The organism is Ruegeria sp. BC1, assembly GCF_056539305.1.
Map to the genome: position 1 here is coordinate 44,169 of NZ_JBQFUT010000008.1, position 12,823 is coordinate 56,991.

14 protein-coding genes are annotated in these 12,823 nt (G+C 56.4%); 6 read left to right on the forward strand and 8 right to left on the reverse strand.

Going from position 1 to position 12,823, the window contains the following annotated elements; translation table 11 throughout:
• Nucleotides 1-15 precede the first annotated feature (15 nt).
• From ACR0IY_RS16470 to phhA, 5 genes are all read right to left on the reverse strand, one after another.
• Nucleotides 16-2,304 (reverse strand): glycosyl hydrolase family 28-related protein, encoded by a 2,289-nt coding sequence (locus ACR0IY_RS16470; protein ID WP_480675156.1) that lies wholly within the window; start codon nt 2,302-2,304, stop codon nt 16-18.
• Between the two features lie 141 nt (nt 2,305-2,445).
• The gene (locus ACR0IY_RS16475) at nt 2,446-2,847 is read right to left on the reverse strand and encodes a DUF4864 domain-containing protein (protein ID WP_480675158.1); all 402 of its coding nucleotides are present in this window, start codon (nt 2,845-2,847) and stop codon (nt 2,446-2,448) included.
• A gap of 48 nt (nt 2,848-2,895) precedes the next feature.
• A complete protein-coding gene (locus ACR0IY_RS16480; RefSeq protein ID WP_480675160.1) occupies nt 2,896-4,470 on the reverse strand; it encodes a lysine--tRNA ligase in 1,575 nt (524 codons plus the stop codon).
• A 132-nt stretch (nt 4,471-4,602) separates the two neighbouring features.
• Nucleotides 4,603-4,956, reverse strand: coding sequence for a 4a-hydroxytetrahydrobiopterin dehydratase (locus ACR0IY_RS16485; RefSeq protein WP_480675162.1), 354 nt, complete (start codon nt 4,954-4,956; stop codon nt 4,603-4,605).
• 7 nt (nt 4,957-4,963) lie between these two features.
• Entirely contained in the window at nt 4,964-5,764 is an 801-nt protein-coding gene (gene phhA / locus ACR0IY_RS16490; RefSeq protein ID WP_480675164.1) for a phenylalanine 4-monooxygenase, read from the reverse strand.
• A 108-nt stretch (nt 5,765-5,872) separates the two neighbouring features.
• On the opposite strand from phhA, the gene ACR0IY_RS16495 reads away from it, so the two are divergent.
• Together ACR0IY_RS16495 and ACR0IY_RS16500 are read left to right on the forward strand one after the other, a co-directional pair.
• Nucleotides 5,873-6,340 (forward strand): Lrp/AsnC family transcriptional regulator, encoded by a 468-nt coding sequence (locus ACR0IY_RS16495; RefSeq protein WP_480675166.1) that lies wholly within the window; start codon nt 5,873-5,875, stop codon nt 6,338-6,340.
• 83 nt (nt 6,341-6,423) lie between these two features.
• Nucleotides 6,424-6,846, forward strand: coding sequence for a tellurite resistance TerB family protein (locus tag ACR0IY_RS16500; RefSeq protein WP_170350540.1), 423 nt, complete (start codon nt 6,424-6,426; stop codon nt 6,844-6,846).
• A gap of 2 nt (nt 6,847-6,848) precedes the next feature.
• Here the strand turns inward: ACR0IY_RS16500 and dacB are convergent, their stop codons facing one another.
• The 3 genes from dacB to ACR0IY_RS16515 form a co-directional block, all read right to left on the reverse strand.
• Nucleotides 6,849-8,327, reverse strand: a complete 1,479-nt coding sequence (dacB, locus tag ACR0IY_RS16505) for a D-alanyl-D-alanine carboxypeptidase/D-alanyl-D-alanine endopeptidase (RefSeq protein ID WP_480675168.1) — start codon at nt 8,325-8,327, stop codon at nt 6,849-6,851.
• A gap of 66 nt (nt 8,328-8,393) precedes the next feature.
• Nucleotides 8,394-9,014 (reverse strand): nicotinate-nucleotide adenylyltransferase, encoded by a 621-nt coding sequence (locus ACR0IY_RS16510; protein WP_480675170.1) that lies wholly within the window; start codon nt 9,012-9,014, stop codon nt 8,394-8,396.
• A 32-nt stretch (nt 9,015-9,046) separates the two neighbouring features.
• Nucleotides 9,047-9,421, reverse strand: a complete 375-nt coding sequence (locus ACR0IY_RS16515) for an MOSC domain-containing protein (protein ID WP_480675172.1) — start codon at nt 9,419-9,421, stop codon at nt 9,047-9,049.
• Between the two features lie 234 nt (nt 9,422-9,655).
• On the opposite strand from ACR0IY_RS16515, the gene ettA reads away from it, so the two are divergent.
• The 4 genes from ettA (at nt 9,656) to ACR0IY_RS16535 (ending at nt 12,689) form a co-directional block, all read left to right on the forward strand.
• Nucleotides 9,656-11,323 carry an energy-dependent translational throttle protein EttA gene (gene ettA, locus ACR0IY_RS16520; RefSeq protein ID WP_480675174.1) on the forward strand — a complete coding sequence of 556 codons (1,668 nt, stop codon included), beginning with the start codon at nt 9,656-9,658 and terminating at the stop codon, nt 11,321-11,323.
• 135 nt (nt 11,324-11,458) lie between these two features.
• Entirely contained in the window at nt 11,459-11,641 is a 183-nt protein-coding gene (locus ACR0IY_RS16525) for a hypothetical protein (protein ID WP_480675176.1), read from the forward strand.
• A 31-nt stretch (nt 11,642-11,672) separates the two neighbouring features.
• Nucleotides 11,673-12,266, forward strand: a complete 594-nt coding sequence (locus tag ACR0IY_RS16530; RefSeq protein WP_480675177.1) for a hypothetical protein — start codon at nt 11,673-11,675, stop codon at nt 12,264-12,266.
• A gap of 216 nt (nt 12,267-12,482) precedes the next feature.
• The gene (locus tag ACR0IY_RS16535) at nt 12,483-12,689 is read left to right on the forward strand and encodes a cold-shock protein (RefSeq protein WP_170378838.1); all 207 of its coding nucleotides are present in this window, start codon (nt 12,483-12,485) and stop codon (nt 12,687-12,689) included.
• Nucleotides 12,690-12,823 lie beyond the last annotated feature (134 nt).

Here is a 12,823-nt window from a genome sequence, read left to right on the forward strand (position 1 = left end):
CGGCCGGATTTCCAGTCAGGTATCCATTCGAATGAGGGTGGATACTTCTCCACTCACGGCTTCGGGCCATCTCAGTCGGATGTCTCCGCCGGAAAAGCCTTGCTGCAACTCCACATAAGGCGAGGCATAAATTGTGGACCCAAAGACAGACTTCAAAGGTCCCAAATTGGTCACAGCATCACAGCCACGCGCACGGGAAGCAAAAGGTAAGTGCTTAACGGAGGAAATCGACCAGGCCTGAGACGCTGAACTCTGTTTATGCCGCAGCCTCAAGGGGTTCGAAACCTCGGTTGTGACGCCGTGAAAGGTGTTGTTCTCAAACAGAACATTTTTATGCCTTTGGTGGTTCAGATCGGCCAGTGTGGTATTCACACGGTCTACCCGGTCAATTTTACCGCTCGTCGAACGGAACTTATTTCCTGTCACGACCACACCGTTCAGGAAATGCCCACCCCCATGAGGACGAATGACAATATAGCTGAACCAAGGTGCCACCTCACTGGAATAGAAGATATTGTTCGTGATGCTCAGAGAACTGAACGAAAAGCCGACCGTATAAACAGGGGATGCATCCCGCTCGTTTGTCCACTCGATATAGCAGTTATCGATATAGTTTTCAGAGATGGTCGAACTGTTATAGGTGCCGATCAGTATCAGGCCAGAGCTGCGTATTCCCTGCGGGATACTGTCACCCTGAAAAAAGTGGTTGCCAAGAACCAAGTTGTTGGTTCCCCCCAACACTGCAAAGTGCAGGAACCGAACCGCTCTGTTGTGGCGCAGTTTAACATCATTTGCCGTTGCATTCAGAGCGATCGATTTGCGGTCTGAGACATTGAAGGATTCCTCGGTCGACAGGAACTGACAATTGTCGATCAGCATGCCCTGACACCCGGTTCCGATAGAGGTGATCCCCCGATCCAACGGTCGGCTGATGAAACAGTTCGAAATCGCAAACGTACTGCCCGAGGGGGCCAGTCGAATGCCGCTGCTGCGGCCATTGCACTGAAACTCGATCTCTTCCATTCCGAATTTTCGCAGCGTGCTGAACCCGCTGAAATCCAGCAGATATTTGAATGAAACAAAGGTAAAGTTCTGCGTCCCTGCCGCGTCATAAATCGGTGCGTTCAGCGTAATTTCACCCGCACCGACATTCTTGGATCGAACATAGATCTCGCGCCCCACTCCGTTGCCTTTCACCAATGCACCAACCGGGATGTTTGCCACGTTGGTCACATTGGTCAGACGGGTCGGAGCAGAGGGGTTATAGGTGGCAACCGAGTTAAAGGTTTCGGTATCCCAGGCTGAACTGCTCTGAACATCAAACTGCCCATTGCGGATTATGCGGCGCGTCGAAAACCCGGACTGCCGGTTCGGAACCGCCGCCGCCATGTCAATCGGCTCGCTGACGGAAACCTTTCGCCCGCCCATATCCAGCGATTCATGGTCGGAATTGTTGAGCAACGCCTGAAACGCCTTTTTGAAGGCCAGCGTTTCGTCTCCAAAAGCGGAGATATAGGTTGGCAGGTCAAAGTTCTTGGTCAGTAGCAGCATCTTGTCATCAGGCATCGTTACCGTACCCTGAAATTCAATCTCGGATGCCATCGATGTGTTCTGTGACAGCAGATAGGTGCCATCGGACACAAACACCGTCCGTCCGTTCGCAGCCTGATCCGCCGCCTCGAACGCGGCCGAGTCATCCGCCACGCCGTCACCGACTGCGCCGAAATCACGCACATCGACCAAGCTGATCAGATCGCGCAGGAACACCCCGGTCACGTCCGTGATCTTGATGTCGTCAACCCGGATCACAGCACCGTTTGCACCGTCGATATCCAAGCCAAAATGCCCGTAAAGCGCCTGCACGCCCCACGCCATATCGACCCCTGGCCTTTGTCCGGTGCCAACAATGGCAGTGATCTCATGCACCGTGCCATACCCCGAAAGCTGCGTTGCCGGGCCTTGTTCAACCACGCCTGTTACCTGAGCGTCTCCAGCACCACCGGCCCACCCTGCGATACGCACTTCGGGCAGTGGGCCGCTGATGGCCTTGACCCGTGCCTTGATCTGCAAATAGCACCCCGGCAAAATCGGTGTTTGCCCCATATAACGCAAGCGCTGCGTGGTGCTGACCTTCAGGATTTCCAGACAGCCACCAAAATCCGCATCGGCCGGAACAAAAGCACCGGTCCCCGATCCGTCATAGGTCGGAGACCCCGGTGTACCGTTGCCGCTGGACCAAACATTCAAACCGTTGGCGAATGCAGGCGGCATGAATTCGATGCCGTCGGTGATAGCCTTGTTCATAGAAATCCCTTTCCCAATCGCGTCACGGCGGATCACCGCGCGCATCAACCCTGTGTGCGGGGTTGCCCACCCCGAACGCAAAAGCCTGAGTATCGAAAAGAAATTAATCGCCGCTCATGTCACCGTGACGGTGGCGTTGCATCAGGTTGCCGGGTCCGAGTTTCCCAACAACTGCACGCCGTTGATCTTCCAGCCGTTTTTGAGAGAGACCATCTGGTAATCGAGAATATGAACCCGCCCATCGCCATCGGTGATCATGACCTTTTGCCAAAGCGATCCAGCCACTTCGCGCAGTTCCAGAAACCGCACATCGGCCGGGCGCCAGACCATCGGGTAGCCGCGTTTCACCATGACCCCGAAATTCTCGGGCGTCTGGAAAAGGCGCTGTATATTGGGACTGGCAAAAGTGAAGGCGGTGGCAAAATCATCCACCTTGAAGGCCTGTATCTGCGCCGAGATATTTGCCTCGATCTCAGAGTTTTGGGCGGACGCACCCGTGGCCAATCCGACACTGACCAATACAGCAAGTAGTAAACGACGCATGGGGCCACCTCCTGTTGAAAGGGTAGCCCCACACTGTTTCAGGTCAAATCAGACCAGCTCTCCGGCCAGAGCCTTGTCGATCAAAGCGATGGTGTCAGGCACGCCGTAAAGCGCGATGAAACCGCCAAAGCGCGGACCTTGCGACGCGCCCAGCAGCACTTCGTATAGCGCCGTGAACCAGCCACGCATCGGGTCGAACCGCTCGCGCCCAATTGAATAGACCACCGATTGCAGCGCTTCGTCCTCGGTTGGGCCGTCATATGCTTCCAATGCCGCTTTCAGGGCCTCCAGTGCCTCGCGTTCCTGATCGGTCGGTGCACGGTGCTGGCGGGTCGGTTTGACGAAATCGTTGAAATAACGCACGGCAAAGCCCGCAGCCTGATCCAGGTCGGGGTGCGTTTCAGCCGTAGCTTCGGGCGCATAGCGGCGGATGAACCCCCACAGCGCCTCCTTGTCCTCGGCCCCGGAAACGGAAGCGAGATTCAACAGCATTGCAAACGGCACCATCAGCGTGGATTCCGGAACGTCTCCACCGTGGATATGCCACACGGGGTTGTTCAACTGCGCTTTCAGGTCCTGACCCGGATAGGCCCGCAGTTGCTGATGATACTCATCATAAGCTTTCGGTATCACATCGAAATGCATCCGCTTGGCGGTCTTTGGCTTTTGGTACATGAAGTACGCCAGCGACTCGGTCGGCGCATAGGTCAGCCATTCGTCAATCGACACGCCATTGCCCGATGATTTGGAAATCTTCTGACCGTTTTCATCCAAAAACAGCTCGTACGAGAAATGCTCGGGCGCACGACCGCCAAGCGCGCGACAGATCGCGTCGTAGATCTTTTCGTTGGTGGCGTGTTCCTTGCCGTACATCTCGAAATCAACGCCCAGCGCCGCCCAGCGCGCGCCGAAATCGGGCTTCCATTGCAGCTTAACATTACCGCCGGTGACCGGAACGGTCCATTCCTTGCCCGTCTCATCATCAAAGGTCACGGTGTATGTTTCGGCACAGACCTTTTTCATCGGCACATACATGACCCGTCCGCTCTCGGGATGCAGCGGCAGAAAGATGGAATAGGTCTGCTGGCGCTCTTCCCTTAGGCTCTTGAGCATGATCGCCATGATCTCGTCGTATCGCTCAACCGCACGCTTGAGGATCTCGTCAAACTGCCCGGACTCGTAAAACTCTTTGGCCGAGTAGAACTCATACTCGAACCCAAACGTGTCCAAGAACCGCCGGAGCATCGCATTGTTATGCTCACCAAAGCTGTCATATTCCCCAAACGGGTCTGGCACCGAGGTCAGCGGGCGCTGCAGATGTTGCTCCAGAATTTCTGGATTCGGCACGTTGCTAGGTACTTTACGCATCCCATCCAGGTCGTCCGAGAAACAGATCAGCTTAGTTGGAATATCCGACAATGCTTCAAACGCGCGCTTGACCATCGTGGTCCGCGCCACTTCGCCGAAGGTGCCGATATGCGGCAGCCCCGAGGGGCCGTAGCCAGTTTCAAACAGCACAAACCCCTTGTCCGGGGCCGCTTTCTGATAGCGTTTGAGCAACCGGCGCGCCTCTTCGAAAGGCCAGGCCTTGGACGTCATAGCGGTTTCACGCAGTTCAGACATTTGAATTCAGCTCCATCGGGAAAAACCACCGGTCGCCACATGCAACCGACCGGCCCCTCCTATTGTGCCGGTGCAGCATGAGTCAATAAAGCGTCGGGTTTTTCCTCATGGAAAAGCCAGTTTCGGGTCGTTTCAACCGGTCAACTGATCCAATTTGGCGGCCCAGATAAAGTCGTTCTCGCTGAGCCCGCCGATTTCATGCGTGGCCAGTTTAACATCGACATAACCCCAACCAAACGCAACATCCGGATGATGCCCCTGCTGATCGGCCAGCCAGGCGCAAAGATTTGCCAGATACGTGGCCTTGGCGAACCCTTTGAACTTGTAATGGCGGCTCAGCATCTTTGCATTCGCATCCAATGTCCATTCGGTTGAGAGCTCGGCCATATGGGTGTTTGCCTCGTCCCGGGTCAAGGCCGGCACACCACCGGAACAAGGGACACAGGTTCGGTCCGACAGGCTACAGGTTTCTCCTGATGTGGTCATGATCCGCTCACTCCGCTGCTGTTGACTTTGGCGGGAACTTGTTCGGCAGCAAACCAAGGGATTGCGCCTGCCGCACATCCGCCAGCAAGTTGCGGTCAGCTGCAGCAAAAAGCTCCTCTGGGTCATTTAACACGAAATAGCCCATCTGGTGCATATCTATCCGATACGGCGTGCGCAGAATTGTGAGAATATCGAACGGGTCGCGGTCGGGAATATCACTTTCCACGGAATACACCAGTTCGGTTGGGGATGATGCAAGCCCCGACCCCAGCGCCTTGATCTCGCCGTCCCGACGGCGCAACCCGAATTCGATCGAGAACCAGTACAGCCGGATCAACCAAGCATAATCCTTGTCACCTGCCTGAACCCCAGCCTTCCCGATGGCATGACTAAAGGCCGCAAAACGCGGATCGCTTAGCAAGGGTGTGTGGCCGAATATTTCATGAAAGATATCCGGCTCCTCGATATAGTCGAAATCCTCACGCGACCGAATGAAAGAAGCGGCTGGGAAAACCCGGTCAGCCAGCATGCCAAAGAAGGTCTTGAACCCGATCAGCGCTGGCACCGGCTGAACCCGCCAACCGGTCAAATCCAACAGACGCTCCGAGATGTCCGCGCAGGAAGGCACACGGGTTTTCGGAAGGTCCAGACGCTCAAGCCCATCCAAGTAGTCGCGCGCCATATAACGTTGCACGTTTTCCTGCTGCGCAGCATAGAGATCGGCCCAAACCGCATCCTCTTCGGCAGTGTAAACAATATGTCCGCGCGCATCGGCGATCTTGGCGACGTATTTGGTCGACTTTGGCATCACTCTTCCTCCTTGGGAAAAGTATAGCCGTACACATTGGGAATTTTGGTTTGGTCTTCAGGTGTTTTCGCAGTAATTTGGCAAATATATATCGCTTAGGCATGTTTCATGAAACAAACCCTTCAAACCGCAGATATCGCCATCCTGCAAGAACTTCAGACCGATGGCCGCTTGTCGATGCAAGAGCTTGCCGACCGCACCGGCCTTTCGGCTTCGCAATGCTGGCGACGTGTCCGCGAACTGGAAGCCTCTGGCGTGGTCGCCGGCTACACCGCGCAGGTCCGGGCCAAGTCTGTCGGTCTGGACGCCATCGCCTATGTTCACGTGGCACTGCGCGACCATCAGGAGGACAGCATCACGTCGTTCCTGCGCTTGATTGAAACTGAACCCCAGATCGTCGAGTGCGCCTCGATCACCGGAGATCACGACTTTATCCTGAAGGTCTATGCCAAAACCCCCGAAGACCTTGAGCACTTCATCATGCAACGTCTGCTCAAGTCCGGCCTCGTCCGCGACACCCGCAGCAATTTTGTGCTGCGCCAGACCAAGACACGCGGGCCACTGCCCATTCTCTAGCCACCCATGGTTCAATATCCGTTGAACCTGCCGTCAAGCCCACCTATCGTGCGGGCGCAGAAAAGCCCAATCAGGACGAAATCATGACCGAACAAGTACCCCACCCAATGTCCCCTCAGGATTGCCTTGTTGCGATCATGGTTGCGGTGTCCGCGTCGGACGAAACGATCCGCACGGCCGAGTTGGTCAAGATCGAAGGCGCGGTAAACATGCTGCCGGTGTTTGCTGAATACGATATCGACCGCACCCGCCGCGTATCGCAAACCGTGTTCGATCTGTTCGAACAAGAGGACGGCCTGGATGCCCTTTTCGGCCTGATCCGCGACAACCTGCCGGAACGCCTGAACGAGACAGCATATGCGCTGGCCTGCGACGTAGCCGCGGCAGATGGCTCTCTTGCGGAAACCGAGCTGCGACTATTGGAAGAAATCCGGTATGAGCTGAGCATCGACCGCCTTCACGCGGCGGCCATCGAACGCGGCGCACGGGCACGTCATACGACCTGAGGTTAGCTGCCTTTAAGCGTTCCCCAACGCTCGATCAAAGCCCGTTGCAGCTTGCGCGATCTACTGTTCCAGCTGCGCGCGCCGTCTGGACGTTCACGTAGTGCGCGCGGGATCGTCGCACGGCGGTCGACATCAGCGGTAAAGATGGCGAAGGCCAGCTCGGAACCATTCGGAGCAGTGATGAAGCCACCCAATCCTGACACGAAATTCAGCGTCCCTGTCTTGGCATCCACCCTGATCGGGTGGTCCTTGACCGGTCTCCCCTTGCTGTCCATCAACGTGAACCTCTTGAGCAGCGGTCGCAGTGCTCCGTCCTTTCGCGCCGCCACCAAGGCCGTTACCAGATCCGCGGGCGCGACGCGCGACGCATCGCCAAGCCCTGAGTGATCCACCATCTCAATCCCGGACACGCCATAGGTTTCAGCCGCCCAAAGGTTCATTTCCGCAGCCGAGCCGGCCAAACTCTGGATATTTGCACCCCGCGCTTTCGAGGCCGCCATTCCGACCATTTCCGCTGTAATATTGGTCGAGTACTTCAACATTCCTCGCAGGATACTGTCCAGCGGGTCACTTTGATGGGCAACCAGAACGGTTCCCTGTGGTTGTTCCCGTGTGATCTGGACCCGCCCCAACTTGATGCCATTAGACCGCGCTAAAGTTCGAAACACATCCCCAGCATAAAGCGCGGGCTTGCGCACGGGCAGCCACCGCGCACCGCCGTTACCTAATGCAGCTTTGGCCACAGTCCATCGATCCTGCCGCGCACTGGGCTGATACGTGTAGATCGGGGCCTTGCGGCCCTCAACCAGCATCGACGCCATATCCACCGATGGTTTGTAGCGTGCACTACGCGCATCCATAGCGATATCATAACTTGTGCCCTGCCGTTTCCATTCAAAATGCACGCGATTGAAGTTCAGGGAAATACCGCTGATTGCCGGGCTGTACCCCAGATGATCGGGCTGTCCGGGGTCGATACTGAACACGTACGGCAAAGCGCCGTCATAGACCTTGAAGGCCCCGCGCACCTCGGTGATCCCTGCTTCGCGCAGATTGGCTGCCATGGTGGCTAGCGCATCCGTGTCCAGCAATGGATCTCCGCCGCCCACTAGGATCAGATCGCCCTTGATGATGCCGTTTTCGATAGGCCCGTCTGCCACCAGCTTGGTTTCAAACCGATAATCCGGCCCCAGGACGTCAAGCGCGTACAGCGCGGTCAGCGCCTTTGCCACGCTGGCAGGCGGCAGGCCGTGATCTCCTTCAAACGCCTCAAGCTGCGCTCCGGTTTCCACGTCAGCGACAGCAAAAACAACTTCGCCCCGCAACCCTGCGGCCTTAACAAGCCGCTCGGCCCCGCTGGGCTGTACACCGCGAAGCTGAGGGCGCAGTGACACCAACGGTGCATCTGCCAGAACCGAAGCCGGAACAAGTGAGGCCCCCAGGCCTGCAAGAAAGAAGCGACGCGAAATACGATCAACCATGGGTCAATTAAAATCCCAGAGATCACAGGCAAACAACCACTGAATGGCATTATGCCCGCATGGGGGCTATTCAGGCAACACCCCGCCATCCCATCCACCACGTATGCGAATTTCGGTCGAGCTGACATCGATCATCGGCACATTCACAAAACACCACGCCGGAGCCTGCGCCCGCCCCAGCAAATGACGCGCCTGACCGTCGATCCGGTACCTAGCATAGACACGCGCAGCAGGCGACATCCGGGCCGATATCCGATCCCCCGGTCGCGCGACCACACCCACAGGCACATTGTCCATAATGGCCCGCCAATCCTTCCAGCGGTGAAATTGAGCCAGATTGTCGGCCCCCATCAGCCAAACGAACCGCACTTGAGGATAATAATCTTGCAGAGCCTTCAGTGTATCCGCTGTCGCTCGGGTTCCGGTCAGCGCCTCGATATCCGTCACATCGACCCGGGGATGTTGCATTAGGTCTCTCGCGGCGGTCATTCTTTGCATCAAGGGAGCAGGCCCATGTGCCTTCAACGGATTACCCGGAGAAACCAGCCACCACACCCGATCCAGCCCGAACGCCTTCATAGCCTCAAGCGTGACATGCACATGCCCTCTGTGCGGCGGATCGAATGACCCACCAAACAATCCGATAACCTGACCGGGTCGTGCATAGGGAATGGCATTTCGCAACATCCCTTGCTGTTGTTCAGAACTGAAGCGGCTTGTCAATCAACAGGTTGCACTACATCACCCAGCCTCACCTGCCCGGGCCGCACCACTTCGGCACACCACCCACCATGTCCACGCACGGCGGAATAGCCGCCTTTGCCCAACGCCTCCTCCATCCGGCTGCAGGGCGCGCAGATCACAGTAAAGCGCAATATTGCCCCTCCAACCTGCACTTCACGCTCCTTGAGTGCCGCCAGATTGATCCCTGAAACCACCAGATTGCGCCGCAGCACCTCGGGCGCAACTGGTCCTTGTCCCAGATACGAACCAATAGCCGCAAGATACTCCTGCTGGATTAGTGTCACCGCCCGTTTGCCCGAGCGGCCTCGGTCGCCATCGAGGCCGTCGGCAGAGATCGTGACCTCTTTCATTACCCTTATTCCGGCCCGTCGGGCAGGTCGGAGACCAATCCACCTAACACAGCCGGGCTTAGCCCAACTCGCGATCAACTCAGCCAAATCGGTCAACTCACACCTCTTGCTTGTCTCGGCCCTTCTACGTCAGGCCCATTCCCAACAAAAATCACAAAACCACCAGCTTGCCCCGCCCGCTCGGCTTGGATATCTAGCGTTTCAACCCAATTTCCCCGACCCAGAGGACGCGACATGGCCGCCTATCAATATGTCTACCACATGCAGGGTGTCTCCAAGACCTATGCCGGTGGCAAGAAGTGCTTTGAAAACATCCACCTGAGCTTTTTGCCCGGCGTGAAAATCGGTGTTGTCGGCGTCAACGGCGCGGGTAAATCGACGCTGATGAAGATCATGGCTGGCCTCGACACCGACTTCACCGGTGAGGCATGGGCCGCCGAGGGTGCCAAAGTCGGCTATCTACCGCAGGAGCCGCAACTGGATGAATCCCTCAGCGTCCGGGAAAACGTCATGCTGGGCGTCGCTGCGAAAAAGGCCAAGGTCGACCGCTTTAACGAGATCGCCATGGAGATCGCCGAGAACTACTCGGACGAGCTGATGGAGGAAATGACCACTCTGCAGGACGCCATCGACGCCGAGAACCTCTGGGACCTCGACAGCCAGATCGACGTCTCGATGGAGGCGCTGCGCTGCCCGCCGGACGACGCCAACATCGCCAACCTCTCGGGTGGTGAGAAACGCCGCGTAGCGCTCTGCAAACTGCTGCTGGAAGCGCCCGACATGCTGCTGCTCGACGAGCCGACCAACCACCTCGATGCCGAGACCATCGCCTGGCTGCAACAGCACCTGATCGACTACAAGGGCACCATCCTGATCGTCACCCACGACCGGTACTTCCTGGATGACATCACCGGTTGGATTCTGGAACTCGACCGTGGCCGCGGCATTCCTTACGAGGGCAACTACTCCGCGTGGCTGGAACAAAAGGCCAAACGGCTGGAGCAAGAAGCGCGCGAGGACAAGTCCAAGCAGAAGACCCTGCAGCGCGAGTTGGAATGGATGCGTCAGGGTCAAAAAGCCCGTCAGGCCAAATCCAAAGCCCGGATCAATGCCTATAACGAGCTGGCAGAACAGTCCGAACGCGAGAAGCTGACCCGCGCTCAGATCGTCATCCCCAACGGCCAGCGCCTTGGCGGCAAGGTGATCGAGGTCGAGGGCCTGTCGAAGCACATGGGCGACAAGCAACTGATCGAAGGGCTGGACTTCGCCCTGCCCCCCGGCGGCATTGTCGGCGTCATCGGCCCCAACGGTGCCGGTAAATCAACCCTATTCAAAATGCTGACCGGTCAGGAACAGCCTGACAGCGGCTCGATCACTTTGGGCGACACTGTGCAGCTGTCCTATGTCGATCAGTCCCGCGACGACCTGAAAGATGGTGATACCGTGTGGGAGGCGATCACTGGCGGTGCTGAGATCATCCAGTTGGGCGACGCGCAGGTCAATTCCCGCGCCTATTGCTCGTCCTTCAACTTCAAGGGCGGCGACCAGCAGAAAAAGGTTTCCTTGCTGTCAGGGGGTGAGCGCAACCGCGTCCACATGGCCCGCCTGCTGAAAGAGGGCGGCAACGTCCTGCTGCTCGACGAACCGACCAATGATCTGGACGTCGAAACCCTGCGCGCGCTGGAAGACGCGCTGGTCGATTTCGCCGGCTGCGCCGTCGTCATCTCACACGACCGCTTCTTCCTCGACCGGATTTGCACGCATATTCTGGCGTTTGAGGGGGATGCCCATGTGGAATGGTTCGAGGGCAACTTCGAGGATTACGAAGAGGACAAAAAGCGCCGACTGGGACCGGATGCGTTGGAACCCAAGCGGTTGAAGCATAAGAAGTTTGCGCGGTGATCAGGCAGAAAGCTCACAGGAAAACCGAGTAAATTGCCGCACCCAAGAACGACTTGTTCAGGTTCTGGAAGGATGTTATGGGTGATTCATTCTCTTGGGCGCCTTTTGGCGCCCTAAATCTATGAGGACGTAATTATGACCGGAAAAACACCTTCTGACTGGGACCAGGTCAAAAAAGCCAGAGACGCTGCGAAATCCAACCCGGAATATAAGCGGATTGGCTCTAACCGTGTGCCCGAAGATGATCCGTTTTACAATGAAAGCCCAGAGGCAATACCAGCGCGCATTTCGTACATCGTACAACATTCCCTAATGTGAATTTTAGATCCAAGAAATATAAGAGTCATTTGTGACCAACGGCCTAAAGACAAGACTCGCGATTTATCTGCGGGAGCCCGATAACCTTCGAGGCGAGCTAGAGATGCGAGCAGAAGAAGTGGCGCATAGTTTCGATTGTGGGCCACTTGTAATCAATGATGACGGGTTCAACCGCGCAATCGCTTCTTTTCAAAGAAATTGCAGAAACTACTGGAAAGGTTTGGGAGTGGACACTCCAAGCCACCTGAAAGTTTTTGGCTCCCTGCTGTTTGCACTGACGCAATCCGATGGCGAATCTGGCGAAAAGCCTTGCTTTTTTGGTTTGTTGCCGGAGGAATCAACCCCTCTCGAGCAACCTAATCAGTTTTTTGTCGATTTCTTTCACGAATATTGCTGTTTCGTTATCGTCTATGAGATGTTGTGTAGCGCGCAGAGGCAGCGAAAAGAAGCACTCAAATTCGATCCGCTGAAACCGCCCACAAATCCAAGATTCTCGCGAAGCATGGTCGACTATATTCGCGATTGGGAAAGCGGCCCGCTATCAGGGCAACGCACACCTTTCGATTTTTACATGGTCTTCAAGGCGATGGACCTTTTCGGAGTCGAAGCATCCTACGCGGACTAAAACATAGGATCGGCTGAAACCGCAAATCCTCTGTTTTGGCGCAAAGTCTACTTTCACTCTACCCTTGCCACGTCCCCAACCGAATGCCATATCTACAGCGCTAACGTTTTTCTATTCGACCTACTGTCTCCTTCACCGGCGCTCAGTCTATCGATCCAGACAACGACGCCAGGCTGCCGCATCCACGTGGGCAGCACCTATCAGGAGACAACGGATATGCCCGCAGGCACCGTAAAATGGTTCAACACCACCAAAGGCTACGGCTTCATCGCACCCGAAGATGGGGGCAAAGACATCTTCGTACACATCTCGGCCGTCGAACGCTCGGGCCTGACCGGTCTGGCCGACAACCAGAAAGTCACGTACGAGCTGCGCTCGGGTCGTGACGGCCGCGAAAGCGCCGACAACATCGAGCTGGCATAAGCTTTTGAAAGGGTGAGGTGATTTCCTCACCCTTTTTCGTTTCACCATCAGGCCCGGTTCGGCCTGTGTGGCACGCAGAATACATCACATTTCAGTTATACATTCCCGACGATTGACCAAATCGGCTATCATTT

Excerpts from the sequence above, each read along its gene's own strand:
- phhA (WP_480675164.1), bottom strand. The coding sequence starts at position 5,764 with ATGCCAAAGTCGACCAAATACGTCGCCAAGATCGCCGATGCGCGCGGA.
- ACR0IY_RS16510 (WP_480675170.1), bottom strand. The coding sequence starts at position 9,014 with ATGTTGCGAAATGCCATTCCCTATGCACGACCCGGTCAGGTTATCGGA.
- ACR0IY_RS16535 (WP_170378838.1), top strand. The coding sequence starts at position 12,483 with ATGCCCGCAGGCACCGTAAAATGGTTCAACACCACCAAAGGCTACGGC.
- ACR0IY_RS16525 (WP_480675176.1), top strand. The coding sequence starts at position 11,459 with ATGACCGGAAAAACACCTTCTGACTGGGACCAGGTCAAAAAAGCCAGA.
- ACR0IY_RS16480 (WP_480675160.1), bottom strand. The coding sequence starts at position 4,470 with ATGTCTGAACTGCGTGAAACCGCTATGACGTCCAAGGCCTGGCCTTTC.
- ACR0IY_RS16475 (WP_480675158.1), bottom strand. The coding sequence starts at position 2,847 with ATGCGTCGTTTACTACTTGCTGTATTGGTCAGTGTCGGATTGGCCACG.
- ACR0IY_RS16500 (WP_170350540.1), top strand. The coding sequence starts at position 6,424 with ATGACCGAACAAGTACCCCACCCAATGTCCCCTCAGGATTGCCTTGTT.
- dacB (WP_480675168.1), bottom strand. The coding sequence starts at position 8,327 with ATGGTTGATCGTATTTCGCGTCGCTTCTTTCTTGCAGGCCTGGGGGCC.
- ettA (WP_480675174.1), top strand. The coding sequence starts at position 9,656 with ATGGCCGCCTATCAATATGTCTACCACATGCAGGGTGTCTCCAAGACC.
- ACR0IY_RS16515 (WP_480675172.1), bottom strand. The coding sequence starts at position 9,421 with ATGAAAGAGGTCACGATCTCTGCCGACGGCCTCGATGGCGACCGAGGC.
- ACR0IY_RS16470 (WP_480675156.1), bottom strand. The coding sequence starts at position 2,304 with ATGAACAAGGCTATCACCGACGGCATCGAATTCATGCCGCCTGCATTC.
- ACR0IY_RS16485 (WP_480675162.1), bottom strand. The coding sequence starts at position 4,956 with ATGACCACATCAGGAGAAACCTGTAGCCTGTCGGACCGAACCTGTGTC.
- ACR0IY_RS16495 (WP_480675166.1), top strand. The coding sequence starts at position 5,873 with ATGAAACAAACCCTTCAAACCGCAGATATCGCCATCCTGCAAGAACTT.